Below are 26,114 nucleotides of genomic sequence, written 5' to 3'. Positions count from 1 at the left end.
GCACAAGATAAAAAAGGCGGGATTTCCCGCCTTTTTTCATTGAGTTATCGCTTAAGCACGCCACTGTTTGAAGCGATTGATCAAACCGTTGGTCGAGCTGTCATGGCTGGCGATCGCTTTCGCGTCTTCCAGTTCAGGCAGAATGCGATTCGCCAGCTGTTTACCCAACTCCACGCCCCACTGATCAAAGGTGAAAATATTCAGGATCGCCCCCTGGGTAAAGATTTTGTGCTCATACAGGGCAATCAAGGCCCCCAGGCTATAAGGGGTAATCTCACGCAGCAGAATCGAGTTGGTCGGGCGGTTGCCGACAAAAACCTTGAAAGGCGCCACATGCTCAACCTCTTGCGCGGTTTTACCCGCCGCGGCGAACTCCTCTTCCACCACTTCGCGGCTTTTGCCGAACGCCAGCGCCTCCGTCTGGGCGAAGAAGTTGGACAGCAGCTTACTGTGGTGGTCGCTTAGCGGGTTGTGGCTTACCGCCGGGGCGATGAAATCACAGGGAACCAGTTTGGTGCCCTGATGAATCAGCTGATAAAACGCATGCTGACCGTTGGTTCCCGGTTCGCCCCAGATAATCGGCCCGGTCTGATAATCGACCGGATTGCCGTTGCGATCGACATATTTGCCGTTGGACTCCATATTCCCCTGTTGGAAATAGGCGGCAAAACGATGCATATACTGATCGTACGGCAGAATGGCTTCCGTTTCCGCGCCGAAGAAATTGTTGTACCAGATACCGATCAGCGCCAGCAGCACCGGCAGGTTTTGCTCCCCCGGCGTGGAAGCAAAGTGTTTGTCCATCGCATGAGCGCCGCTAAGCAGTTGCTCAAAATTATCGAATCCCAGCGAGAGAACGATCGATAAACCAATCGCCGACCACAGGGAATAACGCCCGCCGACCCAATCCCAGAACTCGAACATATTGTTGGTATCAATGCCAAAATCGCCGACGGCTTTGGCATTGGTAGACAACGCCGCAAAGTGTTTCGCCACATGCTTTTCATCCTGGGCCGCTTTCAGGAACCAGTCGCGGGCGCTATGGGCATTGGTCATTGTTTCCTGAGTGGTGAAGGTTTTGGAGGCCACCAGGAACAGCGTGGTTTCAGGATTAAGCGGCTTTAGCGTTTCAGCGATATGCGTACCGTCAACGTTGGACACAAAATGCATATTAAGATGATTTTTATACGGTTTTAGCGCTTCCGTCACCATATACGGGCCCAGGTCGGAACCGCCGATGCCGATATTGACCACATCGGTAATCGCCTTGCCGGTATAGCCTTTCCACTCGCCGCCGATGATGCGCTCGCTGAAGTCTTTCATTTTCTCCAGCACCGCATTCACCTCCGGCATAACGTCTTTGCCATCGACCAGAATAGGGGTGTTGCTACGGTTACGCAGGGCGACGTGCAGCACCGCCCGGCCTTCGGTGCGGTTGATTTTTTCGCCGGCGAACATGGACTTGATCGCCCCGGCCAAATCGGTTTCCCGCGCCAGCGCCTGCAATTTCTCCAGCGTTTCAGCCGTGATGCGGTTTTTGGAATAATCCACCAGTATCCGATCGTCAAAGGTGGCGGAGAAACGTTCAAAACGCTGCTTGTCGTGGGCAAACAAATCTTTGATTTGCACATCTTTCATCGCATCGAAGTGTTGTTGTAATGCCTGCCACGCGGCGGTTTGGCTTGGATTGATATTTTTCATAACAATGTTTTTCTCTCCGAAAGTGAAATCAAAAGCTGCTGAATCGATTGTATCCCGTAAATCGCCGCTTGATATCCCTTTTCTTGCTAAATGCGCCCCCCCGGCGTTTGATTATTGACAGCGGCGGGATAACCCGTTATTTCTAACAGCGTACTTGCGCTTCCAGCGCGCAAGCCAGAAGAGGCGCGCCGCCCAGGTAAGATATCGGAGGATCCGTGGTCCATTGACGATATCCGAGGGGGAGCGGCGCCGAGGTGCGGTGAAACACGGTATCGACCGCATCGACCGCAGGGGCTGAATCCCCTGGGTTGTCACCCGGTTCGCCCCAAGGGGCGTTCGGCAAGGTGGAGCGCTTCTGGGTGTATCGTAGTTTAGCTTTCTACGCCTGCTCCCTGCTTACCGCTCTTTCCTTGTGCCAAGGCTGATTAATAGACCGCTGTTGTAACATAAAAACAATGGCTTCCTGCACGAGGTTTTTTTGAAATGTCCGTAACTGAAATTTCCGCAAAAACGCAATCGGTGGTTATCGCCAAATTTGGCGGCACCAGCGTGGCCGACTTTGACGCCATGAACCACAGCGCCGACGTTGTTCTGTCCAATCCTGATGTGCGGGTGGTGGTACTCTCGGCCTCCGCCGGCGTCACCAATTTACTGGTCGCCCTGGCCGAAGGGCCGGGGCAGGAACGGCGCGCCCGGCTTCTGGAGCAGATCCGCAACATTCAATACGCCATTATTGACCGGCTGGAAAATCCGGCGGTGATCGGCGATGAAATCGACCGCATGCTGGAGAACGTCACCACCCTGTCCGAAGCCGCCGCGCTGGCGACCTCAACCGCGCTGACGGATGAGCTGGTCAGCCACGGCGAACTGATGTCCACGCTGCTGTTTGTCGAAGTCCTGCGCCAGCGCGACGTGATCGCCGAATGGTTCGACGTGCGTAAAATCATGCGTACCGACGACCATTTCGGCCGTGCGGAACCCAACTGCCGCGCCCTGGGAGAACTGACCCGCAGCCAGCTGCAGCCCAGGCTGGAGAAAGGCTTAATCATTACCCAGGGCTTTATCGGCAGCGAAGAGAAAGGGCGGACGACCACGCTGGGCCGCGGCGGCAGCGATTATACCGCCGCGCTGCTGGGTGAAGCGCTACATGCCGACCGCATCGATATCTGGACCGACGTGCCCGGTATCTATACCACCGATCCGCGCGTGGTGCCGGCGGCCAAACGCATCGACCAGATTATGTTTGAAGAAGCGGCCGAAATGGCGACGTTCGGCGCGAAAGTGCTGCATCCGGCAACGTTATTGCCCGCCGTACGCAGCGGAATTCCTGTGTTTGTCGGTTCCAGCAAGGATCCCGCCGCCGGCGGTACTCTGGTGTGCAATAAAACGGAAAACCCGCCGTTATTCCGCGCTCTGGCGCTGCGCCGCAAGCAAACGCTGCTCACCCTGCACAGTCTCAATATGCTGCATGCGCGCGGCTTTCTGGCCGAGGTGTTCAGCATTCTCGCCCGCCACAATATCTCCGTTGATTTGATCACCACTTCGGAAGTGAACGTGGCGCTGACGCTGGATACCACCGGTTCCACCTCGACCGGCGGCAGCCTGCTGTCCAGCGCCCTGCTGACCGAACTCTCTTCGCTGTGCCGGGTAGAAGTAGAGGAAAACTTGTCGCTGGTGGCGTTAATCGGCAACAAACTTTCCCAGGCCTGCGGCGTGGGCAAAGAGGTGTTTGGCGTACTGGAGCCGTTCAGCATCCGCCTGATTTGCTACGGCGCCAGCAGCAATAACCTCTGTTTCCTGGTGCCCGGCAATGACGCCGAGCGCGTGGTGCAAACGCTGCACCGCAGCCTGTTCGAGTAATCCGTTTCTTTTATTGACCGGATGAGCGTGGGAGCGTCACTCCCACGCTCACAGCGTCAACGTCGGCTCTTCCCGCTCATCCTCCCCCTCCTGCCGGGTGATCAACACGTTGTAGGCCACCGAACAAAACAGCGAATTCAGCCGGTTCATATCGCCCAACAGCCCCAGATGCAGGGAGCTGGTTTCCAGACTCTGCACATTCTGCTGATGCAACCTATCAACGTGGGCGTGGGCGTAGCGCCGGTTCAGAATTCGGAAACGATGTTTAGCGCGGCGTAAACGTTTTGCGCTGGTGATATCCTCGGAAAGAAATACCGACAGGCCAAGGCGCAGATTCGACAGCAGTTGCTCGTGCAGATGATTTAACTCAGTCAGTCCCTGAGCGGAAAACGCGCGGCGGATGGTCGAGGAGGTATTGGCGACATCGTCCGCCATGCGCTCAATAATATCCCCCGCCTGTTCCAGATTCAGCGCCACCTCGATCACTTCCGCCCAACGCCGGGAATCCCGCTCGTCGAGACTCTCTTTCGGTATTTGCGCCAGATAGAGCTTAATCGCGGTATACAGCACGTCGACGTCGTCATCAAGCCGGCGAACCTCCCGCCGCTGCATATGGTCGCCCTGCATAACGTCGCGGTACAGGCGCAGCATCTGCTCCACCACGTCCCCAATGCGCAAGGTTTCCCGCGCGGCGTTGGTCAAAGCCAATGCCGGCGTATCCAGCGCGCTGGTATCCAGGTGCCGCGGCTTCATCTGCATATCCACTTCGGGCGAATCGGCAATCATGGCGCAGGACAGCCGCGCCACCACGTCGGCGAACGGGATCAGCAACAGGCAGCGGATCAGGTTGTAAAAAAGATGAAAATAAATGACCAGCTCTTCCGAACTCAGCGGCAACCGTGCCAACCAGCGGGAAAGTATCTCCACCATCGGCAAGACCACCAGACAGCCCATCAGCTTGAATAACATACTGCCGAGAGCCACGCGCCGTCCGGCGGCGTTCTGGGCGCTGGCGCTGATTATCGTCAATATCCCGCTCCCCAGGTTGGCGCCAATCACCAGGCACATCGCCACTTCCAGAGAAATCACCCCGCTGGCCGTCAAGGTCGCGGTCAGCAAAACCGCCGCCAGACTCGAATAACTCACCACGGCGAACAACGCGCCGACCAGCGCATCAAGCATGATGTCGCCGGTCAGTGAAGAGAACAGCACTTTCACGCCGGCGGTCTGGGTGATCGGCGTGGCCGCCGCCACGATCATTTCCAACGCCAGCAAAATCAGCCCCAGGCCGATAGCCACCCGACCGATCTGGCCGATGCGCGTCTGTTTACGGCTGAGAAAGAAGATCACTCCCAGAAAAATCAGTAGCGGGGATAGCCAGGAGAGATCGAACGTCAGTATCCGCACCATCAGCGCGGTGCCGACATCGGCGCCGAGAATAATCACCAACGCCGGCGCCAGCGCCACCAGGCGCTGAGAAACAAAGGACGTGGTCAGCAACGCGGTGGCATTGCTGCTCTGCACCAGCGCCGTAACGCCAATCCCGGCGACAAAAGCCCAGGGTTTCTTATCCACGCTGTCGCTAAGAATGCGCCGCAGACTGGCGCCGTAAACACGCATGATGCCGGTGCGAACAATGTGCGTTCCCCACACCAGCAAGGCAATCGCCGAAAGTAAATGCAGCAAAGTTAACACTAAGTTAATTTCCCTAAAACAAATGTGAGATTGATTATTCAGCAGCCATTAGATTACCAGATGTTTCCCGCTGTGACTGAAAAGCGATTTCCCTTTGGAAAACAGGCTGACTGGATTCAGTGCGGATAGCCAAATAAAGAGAAACATTAAAAATTATTTAAAATCAACAATATATAACTCAACCTCACAGCCATCCGATCTCGGTATAGGATTTTTATGACCTACAGACAATTTAAATTATAGGTTAAGTAATTCTTCAGACATGTAATGCAGCCAGGAAAAGGGATGGAGGACAAAACGTCTCGTACGGCCTTAATTGGCTCCCGCTAGCGATTATTCTTATTATCGCCAGCGACAACGCGCACATCGCGGAGCTACGCTCGCGGACCGATTCTGTTCGGCGCCGGATATGTGCCGACGGCCGTATGGTGGCGAACCGGCTTTGTCGTCAGCCTGGTCAATCAGGCGGTATTTATGTCGGCGGGCATGCTGTGGTGGAAAGCGATCGGATTGTACTGATTTTTAGAGCGGGAACAGGCCGGAGTTATCCGGCCTGTTTCGTTTTATCGCGGCAAAAGCATGGATCAGAAAGAGTAGGACAGGCTGCCGACGATACTGCGCTCGGCGCCGAAGTAGCAGAACTCCAGCGAGTTACAGGCCGCCACGTAACGTTTATCCGTCAGGTTATTCACGTTCAGCTGCGCGCTCAGCCCCTTTAAGCCGACCTTCGACAGATCGTACCCCACCGCCATATCCACCAGCGTATAGGAAGGCAGCGTATGCGTATTGGCGCGATCGCTGGTCACGCCGTTCACGTAGCGTACCCCGGCCCCCAGCGTCAGACCGTCCAGCGGACCGCTATTCACATCGTAGCTGGCCCAGGCGCTGGCCTGATTACGCGGCGCGTAAATGGCGCGTTTCCCCTGCTCTTCCGGACTGCTCTTCTTATAGCGAATATCCGTATAAGTGTAGGCGGCCTGCAGGCGCAGATTGTCGGTAATATGGCTGACGGCTTCCAGCTCCACGCCCTCCGATTCGATCTCCCCCACCGAGCGGTAGGGGTCGGTCGGCTGCACTTTGGTGGCGACATTCTTTTGATTAATGCGGAATAGCGACATGCTGTACTGGTTTTGCGAACCTTCCGGCTGATATTTCAGCCCGGCTTCCCACTGCCTGCCTTTCATCGGCTCCAGCACGTTGCCGTCCTCGCCGACAAAACTGGTGGGGGTAAACGCGGTGGAGTAGCTGACGTAAGGAGCAAAGCCGGAGTCAAACAAATAGAGCAACGCCGCGCGGGAGCTGAAATTATCCTTATCCAGTTCGCTGCGGTTGCCCGTGCTCTTATCGATATTGGTCACTTTCACCCGATCGTGGCGCCCGCCCAGCGTGAAACGCCAGCGCTCCCAGCTCATCTGATCCTGAACGTAGATCCCCGTTTGTTGCAGCTTATGCTTCTCAAGCGTTGACGGATACATGGCAGTCGGCAAGGCGCCATAAACCGGGTTGAAAGCATCAATATCCGGGAAGGCGCCTGAAGGCCAGTCCACGTCATTATGGCGCTGCTGGTAGTCAATCCCCACCAGCAGGCGGTGGTTCACCGCGCCGGTATCAAAGCTGCCGTCGAGCTGGTTATCCAGCGTCAGCGCCGAAAGCGCTTCCCGCGAGCCGGAATAGTAGCGATAAAGCGAGTCGGCGCTGCTCCAGCCATAGGCATACACCTGATCCAACCTGACCTTGCTCTTCAGATAGCGCAGTTTCTGGCGTACCGCCCAGCCGTTATCAAAACCCTGTTCGAAGTTGTATCCCACCATATTCTGCTTACGGTCGTACTTCTCGTAATTCTCTTCCCCTTCATAGAAGTTATTCGAGATTTTACGACCGTTGTGCGCCACCACGGCGCCCTCATAGGGTAAACCCGAGTGGCTGCCGCCTTCCGGATCGCGATGCAGGTAAGCCATCAGCTCCAGCCGGGTTTTATCGGAAATGCGCCACGTCAGGCTGGGAGCGATGGCATAACGCTCCTCTTTCAGCGGCCCGAACTGGGTATCCGCTTTACGCACGATGCCGCCAAGACGGAAAGCGAAACGTTCGTCGTCGTCCAGCGGCCCGGTGACGTCAAAGGCCGCGCCGCGCTGGGCATTATTCCCGGCAAACAGTTTGATCTGTCCGCTGCGTTCAAAAGACGGCTGGCGGGAATTCAGCGCCACAATCCCGCCCGGAGAAGCGCGGCCATACAGCACCGACGCCGGACCTCTCACCACTTCAATGCTCTCCAGAAACCAGGGATCGACCACCAGAGAACTGTGGGAGTTGGTATCCCCCATCATTTTCAAACCGTCCAGATAGACGTTATCCAGGCTGCCGTCGGAAAAACCACGCAGCACCATGTAATCAAAGCGGTTAGACGCGCCGATCTGGTCGCTGAATACGCCCGGCGTATAGCTGACGGCCTGACGTACGCTGATCGCCCCCTGCTGCTGAATCTGATCGCGCGTGACGATGGAAACCGCCTGCGGCGTTTCAATATCCGGCGTCGCCAGCTTGGTGGCGCCGCTTTGCGTTTGCGTGGTTACCACTATCGTATCGCTGCCGGCGGCAGACGGCGCAGCCGCCTCTTCCTCCGCCAGCGCCGATACGCTAAAGCCGCCCGAGATGCACCCAATCACCAGCGCCAGCCGCGTTTTTCTCAACATGACAATCTCCGCTCGATCTTTTTGTAAATAAGAATTATTACTGTTTTTAGCCGCATAGTAGCTATGCGCAACGACAGCTTGCGTATGCGCAATGACAAAAGCGCGCGGCGGCGGGAACTATTGAAAAACCATGGAGTAACAACCTGCTATGCGGATCGGACGTAACGTCATAGGCAAGCCGCTCAGGGAAGGGTACGTACCGCGCTCGGCGCGATACCGTAGCGCCGCCTGAAAGCGGTGGCGAAGTTGGTGGCGTGTTGATAACCGGACATCCAGGCGGCCTGCTGGACGCTATATCCCTGTTCAAGATAACGGCGCGCCAGCGCCAACCGGCAATCACGCAGGTAATCGAACACCGAGTGCCCATAGGTTTGACGGAATTTGCTTCTCAGGCTGCTGGAGCTCATGGCGGCCGCTTGCGCCAGCTCATGCAAGGTATAGGCGTTTTCCGGCTGCCGTTGCAGCAACTGGCGTACGTTCTCCAAACGGCAGCGCTCACCGGGCGCGGACAGATAACCATTTTCCCGCCCCCGCGGTTCGGCCGACAGGCCGTAGCCCAGCAGTTGCAGCATGATCCCTTCCAGCATCAGCTGGCGCGGCAGCCCGGCCGCGCCGTTTTCCAGCGCTTGTTGCAGGCCGGACAGCAAATAACCGGGCACCTGCCACATAAACGCGCAGGTTTGGGAATGCGTCCATTCATGCAGCAGAGAGGACATCATCGGCTGCGGCTGGAAATTGGCGGGATTAATGCCCAGCGTCAGGGTCTTGAGATGACGATCGGCCGGGTGGCTGGCATTCATCACCAGATGCTCGCCCAGCCGGGTGCTGAGCGCCATCCCCGAACGCACGACGAATTCCCGGCCGTTAAGCCGGATCGCCACACAGCCTTCCAGCACCACCAGCGTATACATGGGGGAACACTGCAGCGAGGTCGACTCATAGGGCTGCAAAACCCGTACGTCGGAGTTCGTCAGGCAAATACCGGACGACAGCACCAGCTCTTCAACATTTCCCTGGACGACGATGCGCTTTTCTTTATCACCATCGCCGCTTCTCGCCAACGTGGGAAAATGGTAGCGAATCCCATAGCGCTCGCCAAAATCAAAAAAATCCTCTATCGAGAAGCGGCGTTTTACTAGCGCGGAAGAGACGGAGTTGACCATGCTTTGAACCCGGAATCAGGCCAGACATCGCTGGGGAGAAAAATGCCAGAGTAATTATTATCAGGCTCACCATATCATCGCCGTCGGCAAGCATCAATAATATTGATAACTATTCTCATCGGGTTGTTTTTCACAACATCATCGCCATCCGTCAGGCGCGGACTTAGTCCGCGTCGTACCCCAGATTCGGCGCCAGCCAGCGCTCAATTTCGCTGACGCTGATACCTTTACGTTTGGCATAATCCTCCACCTGATCGCGCTGAATCTGCGCCACGGCGAAATATTTGCTCTCCGGATGGCTGAAGTACCAACCGGATACCGACGCCCCCGGCCACATGGCGTACGAGTCGGTAAGCTTCATCCCCGCGCGCTTTTCCACCTCCAGCAGCTGCCAGATTTCCGCTTTTTCGGTGTGATCGGGACAGGCCGGATAGCCCGGCGCCGGACGAATTCCCTGATAGCTTTCCCGAATCAGTTCGTCATTGCTGAGGTTTTCATTGGCCGCGTAGCCCCAATAGACTTTGCGCACCCGCTCATGCAGATACTCGGCGAAAGCCTCCGCCAGCCGATCCGACAGCGCTTTGACCATGATTTTGTTGTAATCGTCATGCTTCGCGTCCCAGCGTTCGGCCAGCGTATCCTCCTCCAGCCCGCCGGTGACGGCAAAAGCGCCCAGATAGTCGGGCTTGCCGCTGGATTGGGGGGCGACGAAATCGGCCAGACAGTAGTTGGGAAAATCCGTTTTTTCCGTTTGCTGGCGCAGGTGATGGCTGACCAGCAGAACCTTGTCGCGCCGCTCGTCGCTATAAATTTCCACGTCATCCCCCACCCGGTTGGCGGGGAATAATCCCACCACGCCGCGGGGATTAAGCGAACCGCTCGCCGACAGTTCGTCCAGCATGGCGTTGGCGTCGGCAAACAGCCGCTTCGCTTCCTCGCCCACCACGTCATCCTCCAGAATGCGCGGGTATTTGCCGGCCAGCGACCAGGTCATAAAGAATGGCGTCCAGTCGATATAATGACGCAGCGTATCGACGCTGGCGGTAACCTGTTGCACGCCTAATCGATGGGCAACCGGCGGCGTGTAGCTTGCCCAATCCGGCGAGAAGGCATTGTTGCGGGCGGCCTCCAGCGTAACGGGAGGCGTTCTTGGCTTTTTGCGGCCGTGCTGAATGCGCACCGTTTCATACTCTTTGCGAGTACGCGCCACAAAGTCGGCGTACTGGGTTGGGGACAGCAGCGCGGAGACCACCCCCACCGTGCGGGAAGCGTTCTGCACATAGACCGTCGGGCCGCTGTAGTTCTGCTCGATTTTCACCGCGGTATGGGCTTTCGACGTCGTCGCGCCGCCGATCATCAGCGGCAGGGTAAAGCCCTGGCGCTCCATCTCCTTCGCCACGTTGACCATCTCATCCAGCGAGGGGGTGATCAGACCGGACAGGCCGATGATATCCACCTGCTCTTCACGAGCGGTCTTGAGGATTTTATCGGTAGGCACCATTACGCCCAGATCGATTATTTCATAGTTGTTGCACTGCAATACCACGCCAACGATATTCTTGCCGATATCGTGTACGTCCCCTTTCACCGTCGCCAGCAGGATCTTGCCGGCGGTGGAGCCTTTGGCCTTGCTGGCCTCGATATAGGGTTCGAGATAGGCCACCGCCTGCTTCATCACCCGGGCGGATTTCACCACCTGCGGCAAAAACATTTTCCCGGCGCCGAACAGGTCGCCGACCACGTTCATACCGTCCATCAGCGGCCCTTCGATCACTTCAATCGGCCGCTGCGCCTGACGGCGCGCCTCCTCGGTATCTGGTTCGATAAATTCGGTAATGCCTTTAACCAGCGAATATTCCAGCCGCTTATTCACCGGCCAGCCGCGCCATTCCGCCTGCGGCTTGGTGCTCTCGTCTTCCGACTTGCTGCCGCGGTATTTTTCCGCCAGATCCAGCAGACGTTCGGTGGCGTCGTCGCGGCGGTTGAGGATCACATCTTCGACCGCATCGCGCAGCTCGGCGGGAAGATCGTCATAAATCGCCAACTGGCCGGCGTTGACGATCCCCATATCCATACCGTTGCGGATGGCGTGATAAAGAAAGACGGCGTGGATCGCTTCACGCACCATGTCATTGCCGCGGAAAGAAAACGACACGTTGGAGACGCCGCCGGAGATCATCGCGTGAGGCAGCTGCGCCTTGATATCCGCGCAGGCTTCGATGAAATCCACCGCATAGTTGTTATGCTCTTCAATCCCGGTGGCGACGGCGAAAATATTTGGATCGAAAATAATATCTTCCGCGGGAAAACCGACTTCTTGCGTCAGAATGCGGTAGGCGCGGCGGCATATTTCAATTTTGCGCGCCCGGCTATCCGCCTGGCCCGTCTCGTCAAACGCCATCACCACCACCGCCGCGCCGTAGCGGCGCACCAGCCTGGCGTGATGCACAAAGGCCTCGACCCCTTCCTTCATGGAAATCGAGTTCACGATGCCTTTGCCCTGAATGCATTTCAGCCCTTGCTCAATCACCTCCCATTTCGAGGAGTCGATCATGATGGGAACGCGGGCGATATCGGGCTCGCCGGCAATCAGACTCAGGAAGCGGGTCATCGCCGCTTGCGCATCCAGCATGCCCTCATCCATATTGATATCGATAATCTGCGCGCCGCTCTCTACCTGCTGACGGGCCACATCCAGCGCTTCATTATATTTCTCTTCTTTTATCAGCCGTTTGAAGCGCGCCGAGCCGGTTACGTTGGTGCGTTCGCCGACATTGACAAACAGCGTATCGGCATCGATATTCAGCGGTTCCAGCCCTGCCAGACGGCAGGCCGCCGGGATCTGCGGCAGTTTGCGCGGCGCAACGCCGTCGACCACTTTGGCGACCGCGGCGATATGCGCCGGCGTTGAACCACAGCAACCGCCGACAATATTCAGAAAGCCGGCGCGCGCCCATTCGCCGATATGCCGCGCCATGTCCGCCGCATCCAGATCGTACTCGCCGAAAGCGTTCGGCAGCCCGGCGTTCGGGTGAGCGGATACGTAACACTCGGCGATGCGGGAAAGTTCAGCCACGTACTGACGCAGCTCTTCCGGCCCCAGCGCGCAGTTCAGGCCGAACGACAGCGGCCTGGCGTGCCGCAAGGCGTTATAGAAAGCTTCGGTGGTCTGTCCCGACAGCGTGCGCCCGGAGGCATCGGTGATGGTGCCGGAGATCATTACCGGCAGCTCCACCCCCAGCGCCTCAAATTCGGTTTCCACCGCGAAGACCGCGGCTTTGGCATTCAGGGTGTCAAAGATGGTTTCGATCATGATTAGATCGACACCCCCCTCGATCAACGCGCGCGTGGATTCACGGTAAGCCGCGACCAGCTGATCAAAACTGATATTACGGAATGCCGGATCGTTGACGTCGGGGGAAATGGAGGCGGTGCGGTTGGTCGGGCCGAGCACTCCCGCGACAAAGCGCGGTTTATCCGGCGTCAGCGCCGTCCACCTGTCGGCGCAGGCGCGGGCCAGCCGCGCCGCGGCGGTATTAATCTCGGCGGAGAGTGACTCCATCCCATAATCGGCCATGGCGATGGTGGTGGAATTAAAGGTATTGGTTTCGAGGATATCCGCGCCGGCTTCCAGATAGGCGTCGTGGATGGCGCTAATCACCTGAGGCCGGGTCAGTACCAGAAGATCGTTATTGCCTTTTACATCGCTCGGCCAGTCCGCAAAGCGCTCGCCGCGATAATCTTCCTCCTGCAAATGATAACTTTGGATCATGGTTCCCATGCCACCATCCAATACCATAATCCGCTGCGCTAACTGACGGCGCAATTCGTCTAGCCGATTAATCACAAAAAACCCCATTCCAGCGATGAATATCTCACCAATGCAAGCGCTTATCCTAGCATAAGTTGCCAATCGTCTGGCGCGGTCTCGCATGATACTTTTTCAGACAGGCCGCGGATAAAGAAGAGTTGCATTCTTCGACAGAAAAACGAAAATCAATTCCATTATCTGAAAAAAGGAATCGAAACCATGTCGCCAGCAGAGCCAGCCAAAAGAGGGAAGAAACCCAGAGCCAGCGCAGCCGCGTCTGTCCAGCCGGCCGGACAGGTGCAATCGCTGACCCGCGGTCTGACGTTGCTGGAATATATCGCCAGGGCCAACGGCGGCGTGGCGCTGACCGATCTGGCGCAGCAGGCCGGGTTGCCCAACTCCACCACGCACCGCTTGCTGACCACCATGCAGCAGCAGGGTTTCGTGCGTCAGGTGGGCGATCTCGGTTTATGGACCATCGCCTCCCACGCCTTTATCGTCGGCAGCAGCTTTCTGCGCAGCCGTAATCTGCTGGCGCTCGTGCACCCGATTTTACGCAAATTGATGGAAACCTCCGGCGAGACGGTGAATTTGGCCGTGTTGGACCATAGCGATTTTGAGGCCGTTATTGTCGATCAGGTGCAGTGTACCGCGCTGATGCGCATGTCCGCGCCCATCGGCGGCAAGCTGCCGATACACGCCTCCGGGGCGGGAAAAGCCTTTCTGGCCGGCCTGCCGGACGAACAGGTGATCCGCCTGCTGCATAAAAAGGGACTGCACGCCTATACCCCGCACACCCTCAACTCGCCGCAAAACCTTAAGGAAAACCTGTCCGTCATCCGCAAGCAAGGCTACGCCTTCGACGACGAAGAACACGCGCTGGGGCTGCGCTGCGTGGCGGCCGGCATTCTCGACGAGCACCATGAAGCTTTTGCCGCCATCTCCATTTCCGGACCGGTATCGCGCATTACCGACGATCGCGTCACCGAACTGGGCGCCCTTGTCATCAAAGCGGCAAAAGAGGTCACCCGCCAATACAGCGGCATAGACTAGCTCGCGGATAAGGGCAGCGCTTCCATCCCATGATCGGCCGCCGCCCGCTGGCTAAAGCGTTTTCTGCGCCGATAGGCGTAAACGTCTTCAATATGGCCGTCGCGAATGCGCCGCTGCAACGCCCGCCAATAGTCGGCCCGGAACAGTTCGCCGTGCATCTCCTCCAGCAGCGCCTGTACTTTTCTGTCGCTGCACAGAAAATGCCGGAACTCCTCGGGAAAAACATCGTTGTCGGCCACGCTGTACCAGGGCTCCGCCGCCAACTCGTCCTCCGGATAGCGCGGCGGCGGAATATCGCGGAAATTCACCTCCGTCATATAGCAAATTTCATCGTAATCATAGAACACCACCCGGCCGTGGCGGGTCACGCCGAAGTTTTTAAACAGCATATCGCCGGGGAAAATATTGGCGGCGGCCAGCTGTTTGATGGCATTGCCATACTCTTCAATAACATCGTGCAGTTGCTGCCCGCCGGCCTGTTCCAGGTAAAGATTCAGCGGCGTCATCCGCCGTTCCATATACAGATGGCGGATCACCAGTTGCTCGCCGGCATCCTGCAGTTTTTCCGGCACTTCCCGCCGCAGTTCCGCCATTAATTCAGGGCTGATGCGCCGTTTATCAATAACGAAGTTTTCATACTCCTGGGTATCGGCCATCCTTCCCACGCGATCGTGATCTTTCACCAACCGATAGCACGCCTTCACCCGTTCGGCGTCGACCTCTTTCGGCGGCGCGAAGCGATCTTTAATCACCTTGAACACCCGGTCGAAGGAGGGCAGCGTGAACACCAGCATCACCATTCCCTTCACGCCCGGCGCGCTAATAAATTGCTCCTGGGATGCGGCGATAAAATGCAGATATTCGCGGTAATATTCCGTTTTGCTGTGCTTCTGGCAGCCTATCGCCAGATACAGCTCGGCGGTGGTTTTCCCCGGCAGAATATCGCGCAGCCAGGCCACCAGCGCGGAGGGCTGCGGGGCGTAAACCATAAAGTAGGATCGGGCAAAACCAAATACGATGCTGGCTTCCGCTTTACCGGTCAGGCAGGTATCGATAAACACCGCCCCCTGCTCGTTATGGTGAATCGGCAACAGAAAAGGAAAAACGCCCTGCGGCAGGAACAGTTTTCCCACCAGCCAGGCGGCCTTATTCCGGTAGAACAGTTCGTTAGCCACCTGCAGCGTTGCCTGGGCAAGTTGTTCAGACGAGAATGCCTGCTGCAAATAGGTCTCGATGTATAAGATATCCCGCGGCAAATTTTCCCACGGCAAACGCAGCGGCACCTCTCCCAGCACTTTTTCCAGCATCATCCGCCAGCCGTCGGACGGGGCAAACGTGCGGGCGATGGGGCGCGGAATTTCACGAAAACGCGTCTCGGGCTGGGAGCTGAAAATAAACAGCTTTTCCGGCGTGAGTTCGCGGTGATGAAACAAGCGGCAATAGACCGAGTTGAAAAAGCTTTCGGCGATCTCAAAGCGCGGGTAATCGGGCAGCAGCGCGGTGTAAATCCGTTTTACCCGCGCCAGAAAATCCGCATCGTCGCAGCGCGCGCCGGTGATACAGCGTAGCTGCTCCACCACCAGCCCGACATGATGATCATACAGATGAATCCGCTGTTTCATCGCCTGCTGCACCGCCGGCCAGTCCGCCTGTTCAAAGCGTTGCTGCGCGCCGGCGGTCACTTCCAGAAAGCGTCCGTACTGGGCGTCAAACCCCTGAAGGATGGTCTGTGCCGTCAGCTGTTCAAGGTCGCGCGCCATCATGTTCTCCACCGGAAAAGCGGCCGGGATCAGAATTGCTGCTCTTCCGTGGATCCGGTCAGCGCCGTCACCGAAGACGCTCCGCCCTGAATGATATTCGTCACCTTATCAAAGTAGCCGGTGCCGACCTCCTGCTGATGCGACGAGAAGGTGTAGCCCTCGCTAATGGCGTCGAATTCCGGCTGCTGCACTTTCTCGACGTAATGCTTCATGCCCTCGCCGCGCGCGTACGCATGGGCCAGGTCGAACATGTTGAACCACATGCTGTGGATGCCGGCCAGGGTAATAAACTGATATTTATAGCCCATGGCGGACAGCTCGTCCTGGAAACGCGCGATGGCGCCGTCGTCCAGATTCTTTTTCCAGTTAAAGGAGGGGGAACAGTTATAGGCCAATAATTTACCGGGATATTTTTCATGTATCGCCTCGGCAAAACGACGCGCCGCGGCCAGATCCGGCGTGGAGGTTTCACACCATACCAGGTCGGCGTAAGGCGCGTAAGCCAGTCCGCGGCTGATGGCCTGCTCTATCCCGGCGCGGGTGCGGTAAAACCCTTCCACCGTGCGCTCGCCGGTCACGAAGGGCCGGTCGTAGCTATCGCAGTCCGACGTCAGCAAATCCGCGGCGTCCGCATCGGTACGGGCCACCAATAACGTCGGCACGCCCAGCACGTCCGCCGCCAGACGCGCGGCGACCAGCTTGTGAATCGCTTCCTGCGTCGGCACCAGGACTTTTCCTCCCATATGGCCGCACTTTTTCACCGAGGCCAGCTGATCTTCAAAATGCACCGCCGCCGCCCCGGCTTCAATCATCGATTTCATCAGTTCAAAAGCGTTCAGCACCCCGCCGAATCCCGCCTCCGCATCAGCGACAATCGGCAGAAAATAGTCGGTATAGCCTTTAGCGCCCGGTTCGATTTGATTGGCCCACTGGATCTGATCGGCGCGCCGGAAGGTGTTATTAATCCGCTCGACAACGGCAGGCACCGAATTCGCCGGATACAGCGACTGGTCGGGGTACATGCTGGCCGCCAGATTCGCATCCGCCGCCACCTGCCAGCCGGAAAGATAAATCGCCTCGATGCCGGCTTTGGCCTGCTGTAACGCCTGGCCGCCGGTTAATGCCCCCAGACAGTTGACGTAACCCTTGCGCGCGTCGCCATGCAGCAGGTTCCATAATTTACCGGCGCCCAGCTGCGCCAAGGTACACTCCGGGTTGACCGAACCGCGCAGATTAATCACGTCTTCGGCGCGGTAAGGGCGGGTAATGCCCTCCCAGCGGGCCGTTTTCCATTGCTGTTCAATTTGTTGGATCTGTTGGGTACGAGAGATGGTCATCGCTGAGATTCCTTATGGTCGGCGGTCAGGGTTAATCAAGCAGTGCATAGCCGGGCAAAGTCAGGAAGTCGATTAGTTCATCCTGGGTGGTGATTTTCTCCATCAGACGGGCCGCTTCATCAAACCGCCCGCCGCTGAAATCCGCCTCACCCAACTCGTCCTGAATAACCAGCATTTCCTCCGCCAGCATCTGGCGAAATAGCGCCTTAGTGACGGGACGACCGTCGCTCAGGGTTTTACCGTGGTGGATCCATTGCCAGATTGAAGTACGGGAAATTTCAGCCGTCGCCGCATCCTCCATCAGCCCGTAAATCGGCACACAGCCGTTGCCGGAAATCCAGGCTTCGATGTACTGCACCGCCACGCGGATATTGGCGCGCATTCCCGCCTCCGTCCGCTCGCCGGGACAGGGCTCCAGCAACTGCGCGGCGGTGACGGGCGCATCCTCTTCGCGCGTGACCTCAAGCTGATTTTTGCCCGCCTGCAAAGCCCGATCAAAAATCTCCATCACCGCGTCCGCCAAACCGGGATGCGCGATCCAGGTGCCGTCATGACCGTTCCCGGCCTCCAGCTCTTTATCCTTGCGCACCTTATCCAGCACCCAGTCATTGCGTTGCGGATCCTTACTGGGAATAAAGGCGGCCATGCCGCCCATGGCGAACGCGCCGCGCCGATGGCAGGTTTTAATCAGCAGGCGCGAATAGGCGCCAAGGAAAGGTTTATCCATCGTCACCGACTGCCTGTCCGGTAGAACGCGATCGGGATGGTTTTTCAACGTCTTGATATAGCTGAAAATATAGTCCCATCGGCCACAGTTCAGACCGACAATATGATCGCGCAGCGCATAAAGGATCTCGTCCATCTGAAAGACGGCGGGCAAGGTTTCAATCAGCACCGTGGCTTTGATGGCGCCGCGCGGCAGATCGAAGCGATCTTCGGTATAGCAAAATATATCGCTCCACCAGGCCGCCTCCTGCCACGACTGCATTTTGGGCAAATAGAAATACGGCCCGCTGCCTTTTGCCAGCAGGGCCTGATGATTATGGAAAAAGTAGAGTGCGAAATCGAACAGGCTGGCGGGAATGGCTTCTCTCTGCCAGGTCACATGTTTTTCAGGCAAATGCAAACCGCGCACCCGGCAGATCAGCACGGCGGGATCGGGTTTCAGCTGATAAATTTTCCCCGCCTCGCTAGTGTAGGAAATCGTCCCTGTTACCGCATCCCGCAGATTAATCTGACCATCAATCACTTTATCCCAGCCGGGAGAGAGCGAATCTTCAAAATCCGCCATAAAGACTTTTACGTTGGCGTTCAGGGCATTGATCACCATCTTGCGTTCAACGGGCCCGGTGATTTCAACGCGGCGATCGCTGAGGTCGTCGGGAATAGCGCGGATTTTCCACTCGCTTTCTCTAATGGAAGCGGTTTCCGCCAGGAAATCCGGCAATAGCCCATTATCGATTTTCTCCTGCTGCGCCTGACGATCGGCCAGTAGCCGATTGCGCCGCGCGGTAAAACGGTCGACCAACTCGGTTAAAAATCCAATCGCCTCGTCATTCAGGATCTCCCGTTCCTTATCGCCAAAGCGTTGGCTGAAGGCCAGGTCTCTGCTTATCGTCTGTTGCGCCATTTCGTTGCTTCCTTCCCCAGATTCTTTTTCACCAGCAGTCCGGTCAGCTGACGTCAAAGATATGAACATTTATTAACCGACAGTTTTAAGCGTAATTCATTAAAAATAAAAATCAAAAACTATTTCCATTTTTATTTTTAATTACACCTATCAGTTTGATAAATAAAATATTTAAAAAATATATTTATGGGAAATGGATTTCAAACAACAAAGCATGGAGGTAAAAAAGGCGCCTGAAAGGCGCCAGTAGCAGGGTAAAAAACGGTTTAGTCCAGCGTAGGATTCATACGGCTCAGATCATAAGGCGTGATCTGGTAAACGTAATAGTTAAGCCAGTTAACAAACAGTAGATACCCATGGCTACGCCAGGTTGCTTTGGGCACAACCTGCGGGTCGTTATCAGGAAAATAGTTCACCGGGATCGTCGGTTCGAGGCCGGCATCGCGATCGCGAAAGTATTCGCTCGCCAGCGTCAAGGCATCGTATTCGGGGTGGCCGGTAACAAAAGCCAGCCGCTTATCCCGACTGGCAAACAGGTACGCGCCGGTCTCCTCGGATTCAGCCAGAATCTCCAAGTCGGTCTGTCTGCGAATAACGTCAGAGGGGAAATCGGCATAGCGCGAATGAGGCGCCAAAAAGGTTTCATCAAAGCCCCGCGTCAATAAAGCATGCGGTTGCTGCGTATGATGCGAATAGACGCCTGATAACTTATCCGTACGGGTCATTTTCGGAATACCGTACAGGATATTTAACGCCGCCTGTACCGCCCAACACACAAACAGCGTGGAGGTGACGTGTCCTTTTGCCCAGTCAATCACCCTGGCGATCTGCGGCCAGTAGGCCACGTCACAAAAATCAACCAGCCCCAGCGGCGCCCCGGTAACGATCAATCCATCAAAGTTCTCGTCCTGGATATCATCAAAGTGACAGTAAAAATTATTCAGATGCTCGGCAGGGGTGTTCTTCGACTCACGGCTATCGATACGCAACAGCTGAATATCAATCTGTAACGGCGAGTTCGACAACAGTCTCAGAAACTGGTTTTCAGTTTCTATCTTCTTCGGCATCAGGTTCAGTACCAGCACTTTCAAAGGACGAATTTCCTGCGTCTTTGCGCGCGATGACGTCATCACAAAAACGTTCTCATTACGCAGGAAACTTACGGCTGGTAACTCATCAGGAACCCGGATTGGCATAACCTTATATCCTCACAGCATACGTTTATACGTTTAGACTTCTAGATGCCCGAAGATAACGACTTTTGTACATAATGTCGAGCAGACACTGACCAAGGTGAAAATGTTTCATCACTATGGGGATATGCTTATCTGTTTTTCGCATAAACAAAGGGGCAGATGAGAAATAAATACCACAACGCAAAAAGCCCCATGCTTTCGCATGAGGCTTTTTACTTATTTGATGCCTGGCAGTTTACGGCCCACGTCCCTGTGGGCCGCCTTTCGGGCCGGTGCGCAGCACCTCACCGACAAACAACAGGCAAAACAAAAGGCCCAGTCTTTCGACTGAGCCTTCCGTTCTGTTTGATGCCTGGCAGTTCCCTACTCTCACATGGGGAGACCCCACACTACCATCGGCGCTACGGCGTTTCACTGCTGAGTTCGGCATGGGGTCAGGTGGGACCACCGCGCTATCGCCGCCAGGCAAATTTCTCGTCTCTTCCTGAGACTCGCCCTTCGGGCCGTCGCTACGCGACGTACAAAATCGTTCCCGACGATTTTGTCTGTTCCCTTTTCAGGCCAGCGCTCCGCGCTGTTTGATGTCCGCGTTATACGCAAACATTTTAATCTTCAATCCGTCAACAAGCTGATTATTGTGAGTCACTCTCAAAACACCTTCGGTGTTGTAAGGTTAAGCCTCTCGGGTCATTAGTACCGGTTAGCTCAACGCATCGCTGCGCTTACACACCCGGCCTATCTACGTCGTCGTCTTCAACGGCCCTTCAGGGGACTCGAAGTCCCAGGGAAGACTCATCTCGAGGCAAGTTTCCCGCTTAGATGCTTTCAGCGGTTATCTCTTCCGCACTTAGCTACCGGGCAATGCAATTGGCATCACAACCCGTACACCAGTGGTGCGTTCACTCCGGTCCTCTCGTACTAGGAGCAACCCCTCTCAATCTTCCAACGCCCACGGCAGATAGGGACCGAACTGTCTCACGACGTTCTAAACCCAGCTCGCGTACCACTTTAAATGGCGAACAGCCATACCCTTGGGACCTACTTCAGCCCCAGGATGTGATGAGCCGACATCGAGGTGCCAAACACCGCCGTCGATATGAACTCTTGGGCGGTATCAGCCTGTTATCCCCGGAGTACCTTTTATCCGTTGAGCGATGGCCCTTCCATTCAGAACCACCGGATCACTAAGACCTGCTTTCGCACCTGCTCGAGCCGTCACTCTCGCAGTCAAGCTAGCTTATGCCTTTGCACTAACCTCCTGATGTCCGACCAGGATTAGCTAACCTTCGTGCTCCTCCGTTACGCTTTGGGAGGAGACCGCCCCAGTCAAACTACCCACCAGACACTGTCCGCAACCCGGATTACGGGCCCACGTTAGAACATCAAACATCAAAGGGTGGTATTTCAAGGTCGGCTCCACGCAGACTGGCGTCCACGCTTCACAGCCTCCCACCTATCCTACACATCAAGGCTCAAGGTTCAGTGTCAAGCTATAGTAAAGGTTCACGGGGTCTTTCCGTCTTGCCGCGGGTACACTGCATCTTCACAGCGAGTTCAATTTCACTGAGTCTCGGGTGGAGACAGCCTGGCCATCATTACGCCATTCGTGCAGGTCGGAACTTACCCGACAAGGAATTTCGCTACCTTAGGACCGTTATAGTTACGGCCGCCGTTTACCGGGGCTTCGATCAAGAGCTTCGCCCTAAGGCTGACCCCATCAATTAACCTTCCGGCACCGGGCAGGCGTCACACCGTATACGTCCACTTTCGTGTTTGCACAGTGCTGTGTTTTTATTAAACAGTTGCAGCCAGCTGGTATCTGCGACTGGTCTCAGCTCCATCCGCAAGGGACTTCACCAAATCCAGCGTGCCTTCTCCCGAAGTTACGGCACCATTTTGCCTAGTTCCTTCACCCGAGTTCTCTCAAGCGCCTGAGTATTCTCTACCTGACCACCTGTGTCGGTTTGGGGTACGATTGACTGTTACCTGGTGCTTAGAGGCTTTTCCTGGAAGCGTAGCATCGGTTACTTCGTCACCGTAGTGACTCGTCGTCACGCCTCAGTGTTAACGGTGTTCCGGATTTTCCAAAAACACCCACCTTCACGCTTAAACCGGGACTACCGTCGCCCGGCCAACCTAGCTTTCTCCGTCCCCCCTTCGCAGTAACAACCAGTACGGGAATATTAACCCGTTTCCCATCGACTACGCCTTTCGGCCTCGCCTTAGGGGTCGACTCACCCTGCCCCGATTAACGTTGGACAGGAACCCTTGGTCTTCCGGCGTGCGGGTTTTTCACCCGCATTATCGTTACTTATGTCAGCATTCGCACTTCTGATACCTCCAGCAGCCCTCACAGGCCACCTTCTACGGCTTACAGAACGCTCCCCTACCCAACGAACGTATCCTTAAAACGCCTTGCCGTCTGTCAGCGCTCAGGCCAACTCAACGTTTTTGTGGCTTGAACGTGCCAGCTTCGCCGTCACGTTAAGCGTTTTAAGTGATACGTTCGCTGCCGCAGCTTCGGTGCATGGTTTAGCCCCGTTACATCTTCCGCGCAGGCCGACTCGACCAGTGAGCTATTACGCTTTCTTTAAATGATGGCTGCTTCTAAGCCAACATCCTGGCTGTCTGGGCCTTCCCACATCGTTTCCCACTTAACCATGACTTTGGGACCTTAGCTGGCGGTCTGGGTTGTTTCCCTCTTCACGACGGACGTTAGCACCCGCCGTGTGTCTCCCGTGATTACATTCTACGGTATTCGCAGTTTGCATCGAGTTGGTAAGTCGGGATGACCCCCTAGTCGAAACAGTGCTCTACCCCCGCAGATGAGTTCACGAGGCGCTACCTAAATAGCTTTCGGGGAGAACCAGCTATCTCCCGGTTTGATTGGCCTTTCACCCCCAGCCACAAGTCATCCGCTAATTTTTCAACATTAGTCGGTTCGGTCCTCCAGTTAGTGTTACCCAACCTTCAACCTGCCCATGGCTAGATCACCGGGTTTCGGGTCTATACCCTGCAACTTGACGCCCAGTTAAGACTCGGTTTCCCTGCGGCTCCCCTATTCGGTTAACCTTGCTACAGAATATAAGTCGCTGACCCATTATACAAAAGGTACGCAGTCACCCCACCCCAAAACACTCACGGCTTGTTTTGTGTGTTGCTCATCGCAAAAAACGCGATGACAACCGTCACCTCGACATCCGCATCGCCTCTCGGCCCGGAAGTGTTTTGGTGGTGGGGCTCCCACTGCTTGTACGTACACGGTTTCAGGTTCTGTTTCACTCCCCTCGCCGGGGTTCTTTTCGCCTTTCCCTCACGGTACTGGTTCACTATCGGTCAGTCAGGAGTATTTAGCCTTGGAGGATGGTCCCCCCATCTTCAGACAGGATATCTCGTGTCCCGCCCTACTCATCGAACTCACAGCATGTGCATCTTCGTGTACGGGACTATCACCCTTTGTTGCGCGACTTTCCAGACGCTTCCACTGACACACAAACTGATGATGGTTCTGGGCTCCTCCCCGTTCGCTCGCCGCTACTGGGGGAATCTCGGTTGATTTCTTTTCCTCGGGGTACTGAGATGTTTCAGTTCCCCCGGTTCGCCTTTCATGGCTATGTATTCACCATGAAATAGTGCAACGTATTGCACTGGGTTTCCCCATTCGGGTATCGTCGGGTGTAACGGTTCATATCACCTTGCCGACGCTTTTCGCAGATTAGCACGCCCTTCATCGCCTCTGACTGCCTAGGCATCCACCGTGTACGCTTAGTCGCTTAACCTCACAACCCGAAAGTGTCTCGGATTGCAATTTTTGAGAGACTCTGACACAACAAAATCATTACCCTCGCGGATAATGTTCAGCTGCGTCGTTTCAATTTTCAGCTTGTTCCAGATTGTTAAAGAGCAATATCGTAAACACGACTCGTTAAAGTCATCTTTACGATATTCGGTGATAATGTCTTTCACTCATTATCAGGATGGCGTCCCCAAGGGGATTCGAACCCCTGTTACAGCCGTGAAAGGGCAGTGTCCTAGGCCTCTAGACGATGGGGACACAAAAATTGTCCGCAACGCTCGCGTTGCTATTTTTGTGTAAAGGCGAGATTTTTCCAGAAAAATCGAGCGCCATTGTGTTTTGTCACTGCACTGGACAGTCACACACCCCACGGCACTTCAGGATACGTCCGCAACCTTCTACCGCAGGTTACCTTGCTCATTGTTTTCATCAGACAATCTGTTGTGGACACTGCACCTTCCAATATCTCACTTCAGTTTAAGGAGGTGATCCAACCGCAGGTTCCCCTACGGTTACCTTGTTACGACTTCACCCCAGTCATGAATCACAAAGTGGTAAGCGCCCCCCCTAAGGTTAAGCTACCTACTTCTTTTGCAACCCACTCCCATGGTGTGACGGGCGGTGTGTACAAGGCCCGGGAACGTATTCACCGTAGCATTCTGATCTACGATTACTAGCGATTCCGACTTCATGGAGTCGAGTTGCAGACTCCAATCCGGACTACGACGCACTTTATGAGGTCCGCTTACTCTCGCAAGTTCGCTTCTCTTTGTATGCGCCATTGTAGCACGTGTGTAGCCCTACTCGTAAGGGCCATGATGACTTGACGTCATCCCCACCTTCCTCCGGTTTATCACCGGCAGTCTCCTTTGAGTTCCCGACCGAATCGCTGGCAACAAAGGATAAGGGTTGCGCTCGTTGCGGGACTTAACCCAACATTTCACAACACGAGCTGACGACAGCCATGCAGCACCTGTCTCTCAGTTCCCGAAGGCACAAGACTGTCTCCAGTCTCTTCTGAGGATGTCAAGAGTAGGTAAGGTTCTTCGCGTTGCATCGAATTAAACCACATGCTCCACCGCTTGTGCGGGCCCCCGTCAATTCATTTGAGTTTTAACCTTGCGGCCGTACTCCCCAGGCGGTCGACTTAACGCGTTAGCTCCGGAAGCCACGGTTCAAGACCACAGCCTCCAAGTCGACATCGTTTACGGCGTGGACTACCAGGGTATCTAATCCTGTTTGCTCCCCACGCTTTCGCACCTGAGCGTCAGTCTTCGTCCAGGGGGCCGCCTTCGCCACCGGTATTCCTCCAGATCTCTACGCATTTCACCGCTACACCTGGAATTCTACCCCCCTCTACGAGACTCTAGCCTGTCAGTTTTGAATGCAGTTCCCAGGTTAAGCCCGGGGATTTCACATCCAACTTAACAGACCGCCTGCGTGCGCTTTACGCCCAGTCATTCCGATTAACGCTTGCACCCTCCGTATTACCGCGGCTGCTGGCACGGAGTTAGCCGGTGCTTCTTCTGCGGGTAACGTCAATCAACAAGATTATTAAGCTTGTTGCCTTCCTCCCCGCTGAAAGTGCTTTACAACCCGAAGGCCTTCTTCACACACGCGGCATGGCTGCATCAGGGTTTCCCCCATTGTGCAATATTCCCCACTGCTGCCTCCCGTAGGAGTCTGGACCGTGTCTCAGTTCCAGTGTGGCTGGTCATCCTCTCAGACCAGCTAGGGATCGTCGCCTAGGTGAGCCTTTACCCCACCTACCAGCTAATCCCATCTGGGCACATCCGATGGCGTGAGGCCATAAGGTCCCCCACTTTGCTCTTGCGAGGTTATGCGGTATTAGCTACCGTTTCCAGTAGTTATCCCCCTCCATCAGGCAGTTTCCCAGACATTACTCACCCGTCCGCCGCTCGTCACCCAAGGAGCAAGCTCCTCTGTGCTACCGCTCGACTTGCATGTGTTAGGCCTGCCGCCAGCGTTCAATCTGAGCCATGATCAAACTCTTCAATTTAAGATTTGTTTGATTCGCTACGTTAATAGCATGCTCAAAGAATTTATAACTGTTTATTCGTAATGAATTTACTGTCAGTCACTCTTCAAGACTTTGTATATCGTTTGCGGATATCGTCTTGTGAGTGCCCACACAGATTGTCTGATTAAATTGTTAAAGAGCAGTGCGCCGTGGCCTGAGCCGCTAGCGCGAGGTGGCGTATATTACGCTTTCCTCTTGCAGAGTCAACGCTTATTTTAAGCCTTTTTCTCTTGCTTATCGACCCGGTTTGCATTCGCAGCGCAGCGTCGATGGAGGCGCATTATAGGGATCCAGTCTCGTTACACAACCCCTTTCTCGATCTTTTTTTCCGTTCGCGTATTTTTCAACCCTTTCGTTGAGATCTTGTCCGATCGAGGT

General features: G+C 55.6%; 11 protein-coding genes, 1 tRNA gene, 3 rRNA genes, 1 pseudogene and 1 riboswitch. Of the genes and pseudogenes, 3 read left to right on the top strand and 13 right to left on the bottom strand.

The annotated features are described in order from the left end of the window. Positions 1-51: 51 nt before the first annotated feature. Complete coding sequence (gene pgi, locus EH206_RS02500) at positions 52-1,701, bottom strand: glucose-6-phosphate isomerase (protein WP_009111245.1); 1,650 nt, start codon at positions 1,699-1,701, stop codon at positions 52-54. A gap of 170 nt (positions 1,702-1,871) precedes the next feature. Continuing rightward, a riboswitch (Lysine riboswitch) is annotated at positions 1,872-2,064 on the top strand. Between the two features lie 120 nt (positions 2,065-2,184). On the opposite strand from pgi, the gene lysC reads away from it, so the two are divergent. Further along, a complete protein-coding gene (lysC, locus tag EH206_RS02495) occupies positions 2,185-3,561 on the top strand; it encodes a lysine-sensitive aspartokinase 3 (RefSeq protein ID WP_009111244.1) in 1,377 nt (458 codons plus the stop codon). A gap of 48 nt (positions 3,562-3,609) precedes the next feature. Here lysC and EH206_RS02490 read toward each other — a convergent pair whose 3' ends face one another. Continuing rightward, positions 3,610-5,256: a Na/Pi cotransporter family protein gene (locus tag EH206_RS02490; RefSeq protein ID WP_009111243.1), complete on the bottom strand. Its 1,647-nt coding sequence runs from the start codon at positions 5,254-5,256 to the stop codon at positions 3,610-3,612. A gap of 363 nt (positions 5,257-5,619) precedes the next feature. Here EH206_RS02490 and EH206_RS02485 point away from each other — a divergent pair. Further along, positions 5,620-5,775 (top strand): annotated as a pseudogene (locus EH206_RS02485) (anion permease); the annotation flags it as partial. Between the two features lie 65 nt (positions 5,776-5,840). Here the strand turns inward: EH206_RS02485 and foxA are convergent. The 3 genes from foxA to metH form a co-directional block, all read right to left on the bottom strand. Continuing rightward, positions 5,841-7,949 carry a ferrioxamine B receptor FoxA gene (gene foxA, locus EH206_RS02480; protein ID WP_009111242.1) on the bottom strand — a complete coding sequence of 703 codons (2,109 nt, stop codon included), beginning with the start codon at positions 7,947-7,949 and terminating at the stop codon, positions 5,841-5,843. Positions 7,950-8,131: 182 nt separating this feature from the next. Continuing rightward, positions 8,132-9,112, bottom strand: a complete 981-nt coding sequence (locus EH206_RS02475) for a helix-turn-helix transcriptional regulator (protein ID WP_009111241.1) — start codon at positions 9,110-9,112, stop codon at positions 8,132-8,134. 163 nt (positions 9,113-9,275) lie between these two features. After that, positions 9,276-12,959 carry a methionine synthase gene (gene metH / locus EH206_RS02470; protein ID WP_040343615.1) on the bottom strand — a complete coding sequence of 1,228 codons (3,684 nt, stop codon included), beginning with the start codon at positions 12,957-12,959 and terminating at the stop codon, positions 9,276-9,278. Between the two features lie 183 nt (positions 12,960-13,142). Between metH and iclR the strand changes: the two genes are divergently transcribed. Beyond that, positions 13,143-13,976: a glyoxylate bypass operon transcriptional repressor IclR gene (iclR, locus tag EH206_RS02465; protein WP_009111239.1), complete on the top strand. Its 834-nt coding sequence runs from the start codon at positions 13,143-13,145 to the stop codon at positions 13,974-13,976. Here iclR and aceK read toward each other — a convergent pair. The 8 genes from aceK to EH206_RS02425 form a co-directional block, all read right to left on the bottom strand. Beyond that, positions 13,973-15,736: a bifunctional isocitrate dehydrogenase kinase/phosphatase gene (aceK, locus tag EH206_RS02460; RefSeq protein WP_009111238.1), complete on the bottom strand. Its 1,764-nt coding sequence runs from the start codon at positions 15,734-15,736 to the stop codon at positions 13,973-13,975. The genes iclR and aceK overlap by 4 nt on opposite strands. A 29-nt stretch (positions 15,737-15,765) precedes the next feature. Then, on the bottom strand, positions 15,766-17,073 hold the full coding sequence (gene aceA, locus EH206_RS02455; RefSeq protein ID WP_009111237.1) for an isocitrate lyase: 1,308 nt from the start codon (positions 17,071-17,073) through the stop codon (positions 15,766-15,768). 31 nt (positions 17,074-17,104) lie between these two features. Then, positions 17,105-18,703 (bottom strand): malate synthase A, encoded by a 1,599-nt coding sequence (aceB, locus tag EH206_RS02450; RefSeq protein ID WP_009111236.1) that lies wholly within the window; start codon positions 18,701-18,703, stop codon positions 17,105-17,107. Between the two features lie 266 nt (positions 18,704-18,969). Next, a complete protein-coding gene (gene metA, locus EH206_RS02445; RefSeq protein WP_009111235.1) occupies positions 18,970-19,899 on the bottom strand; it encodes a homoserine O-acetyltransferase MetA in 930 nt (309 codons plus the stop codon). A gap of 350 nt (positions 19,900-20,249) precedes the next feature. Beyond that, a 5S ribosomal RNA gene (rrf, locus tag EH206_RS02440) occupies positions 20,250-20,365 on the bottom strand. A gap of 203 nt (positions 20,366-20,568) precedes the next feature. Then, a 23S ribosomal RNA gene (locus EH206_RS02435) occupies positions 20,569-23,678 on the bottom strand. A 199-nt stretch (positions 23,679-23,877) separates the two neighbouring features. Then, positions 23,878-23,953, bottom strand: a tRNA-Glu gene (locus tag EH206_RS02430). A 220-nt stretch (positions 23,954-24,173) separates the two neighbouring features. Next, positions 24,174-25,715, bottom strand: a 16S ribosomal RNA gene (locus EH206_RS02425). The 16S, 23S and 5S rRNA genes sit together here with 1 tRNA gene alongside, the layout of an rRNA operon. Positions 25,716-26,114: the final 399 nt, after the last annotated feature.

The organism is Brenneria nigrifluens DSM 30175 = ATCC 13028, from assembly GCF_005484965.1.
GTDB lineage: Bacteria > Pseudomonadota > Gammaproteobacteria > Enterobacterales > Enterobacteriaceae > Brenneria > Brenneria nigrifluens.
Note: the sequence above shows the minus strand (reverse complement) of the source record. Positions and strands in the feature narration are given on the sequence as shown.

Bases quoted from the DNA above. Each gene is read 5' to 3' on its own strand.
- pgi (WP_009111245.1), bottom strand. From the start codon at position 1,701: ATGAAAAATATCAATCCAAGCCAAACCGCCGCGTGGCAGGCATTACAA.
- lysC (WP_009111244.1), top strand. From the start codon at position 2,185: ATGTCCGTAACTGAAATTTCCGCAAAAACGCAATCGGTGGTTATCGCC.
- foxA (WP_009111242.1), bottom strand. From the start codon at position 7,949: ATGTTGAGAAAAACGCGGCTGGCGCTGGTGATTGGGTGCATCTCGGGC.
- EH206_RS02475 (WP_009111241.1), bottom strand. From the start codon at position 9,112: ATGGTCAACTCCGTCTCTTCCGCGCTAGTAAAACGCCGCTTCTCGATA.
- iclR (WP_009111239.1), top strand. From the start codon at position 13,143: ATGTCGCCAGCAGAGCCAGCCAAAAGAGGGAAGAAACCCAGAGCCAGC.
- aceK (WP_009111238.1), bottom strand. From the start codon at position 15,736: ATGGCGCGCGACCTTGAACAGCTGACGGCACAGACCATCCTTCAGGGG.
- aceA (WP_009111237.1), bottom strand. From the start codon at position 17,073: ATGACCATCTCTCGTACCCAACAGATCCAACAAATTGAACAGCAATGG.
- aceB (WP_009111236.1), bottom strand. From the start codon at position 18,703: ATGGCGCAACAGACGATAAGCAGAGACCTGGCCTTCAGCCAACGCTTT.
- metA (WP_009111235.1), bottom strand. From the start codon at position 19,899: ATGCCAATCCGGGTTCCTGATGAGTTACCAGCCGTAAGTTTCCTGCGT.